Origin of the sequence: Streptomyces sp. NPDC048172 (assembly GCF_043202595.1) — a bacterium.
Lineage (GTDB): Bacteria > Actinomycetota > Actinomycetes > Streptomycetales > Streptomycetaceae > Streptomyces.
This window is the reverse complement of the sequence record NZ_JBIDAT010000022.1, coordinates 1-1487: the sequence shown is the minus strand read 5'-3', so window position 1 is coordinate 1487 and position 1487 is coordinate 1. Positions and strand designations below refer to the sequence as shown.

Genomic DNA, 1487 nt, shown 5'->3' with positions numbered 1-1487 from the left:
TTCCTCGATCGGGCGCCGCGGTCGTCGCCCCGCAGCCACGCGGCCGGAATATCCAGGAGCGTGGGGGTCGCTGCCGGGCTAACATCCGCAGTTCGCACTCCTTCCGTCCGCCTGAGGTTCCCCCGAGATGCGGAGTGTGTTGACAGAGGGTCAGATGGTTCTCATGAGAGGAACATCGACCATGGCCGCCCCCAGAAAGTACTCGCTGGAGTTGCGTGAGCGTGCGGTACGGATGTACCGGACCTCCGACCCGAAGCCTCAGATCAAGAAGCTGGCCGTCGATCTCGGTGTGCATCCCGAGGCCCTGCGCGGCTGGATCCGGCAGGCCGAGGCCGATGCCGGCGAGCGCGACGACCGGCTCACCACCGACGAGCGGGCCGAGCTGGTGGCACTGCGCAAGGAGAACGCCCAGCTCAAGCGGGCGAACGACGTGCTGCGGACGGCCTCGGCGTTTTTCGCGGCGCAACTCGACCCGACCCGGCCCAGGTGACGGCGCTCGTCGACGAGCATCCCCGCCTGGGAGTCGAGTGCGTACTGCGGGAACTGCACATCGCCTCCTCCACCTACTACCGCTGGCGCCGCGCGGAGAAGGAGCCGTGCGAACGGCGGCGCCGCGACGCCGAACTGACCGAGCAGATCAAGGAGATCCACGCCAAGTCCGGCGGCAATTACGGCTCGCCACGCGTGCACGCCGTCCTCAAGCGCGAGGGCACGCGCGTGGGCCGCAAGCGGGTCGAGCGGCTGATGCGGGAGGCCGCCATCGCGGGTGTCAGCCCGCGGCGGAAGGGCTCCACGCGCCGCGATCCCAAGGCCACGCTCGCCCCGGACCTGGTCAACCGGGACTTCACCGCACCGGCGCCGAACCGGTTGTGGGTCACCGACCTCACCATGATCGCCACCGGCGAGGGACCGTTGTGGCTCTCGGCGATCCGGGACGCCTTCTCCCGCCGGGTGGTCGCGTGGGAGACCTCTGCCCGCGCGGACGCCGACCTGGTCCTGACCACGCTGGAGTACGCGCTCGCATCCCGTGAGGTCGAGCCCGGCAAGCTCATCCACCACGCCGACCACGGCTGTCAGTACACATCCATCAAGCTCACAACTCGGCTGATGCGAGCGGGAGTTGAGGCGTCCATGGGTTCCGTCGGGGACTCGTACGACAACGCCCTCGCGGAGAACCTCTGGATGCTCATCAAAACCGAATGCATCCGCGGCCGCACCTTCACCACGCGGGCCGAGGCCAACCTCGCGCTCTTCGAATACATCGACGGCTTCTATAACTCCCGCCGCATCCAGGAACGGCTCGGCTTCCTCAGCCCGATCGAGTTCGAGGAGAAGCACTACGCCGAACAGGCGACGGCCGAACCAACGAATCTGAACACCCATCAACCCCTGCTGACCAGCTGATCAGCACATCCCGCATGACGGGGGAACCTCACGGTTCATGCCCGGGCATAGCATGGACGTCGGTTACAGGCGTTGTTCCGACG

Annotated in this window: 2 protein-coding genes; both read left to right on the top strand. The window is 67.3% G+C overall.

The annotated features are described in order from the left end of the window. Positions 1-181 precede the first annotated feature (181 nt). Positions 182-490 (top strand): transposase, encoded by a 309-nt coding sequence (locus ACGF3A_RS43955; protein WP_033329589.1) that lies wholly within the window; start codon positions 182-184, stop codon positions 488-490. Continuing rightward, entirely contained in the window at positions 487-1404 is a 918-nt protein-coding gene (locus ACGF3A_RS43950) for an IS3 family transposase (protein WP_393737034.1), read from the top strand. The genes ACGF3A_RS43955 and ACGF3A_RS43950 overlap by 4 nt, the downstream gene beginning before the upstream one ends. Positions 1405-1487: the final 83 nt, after the last annotated feature.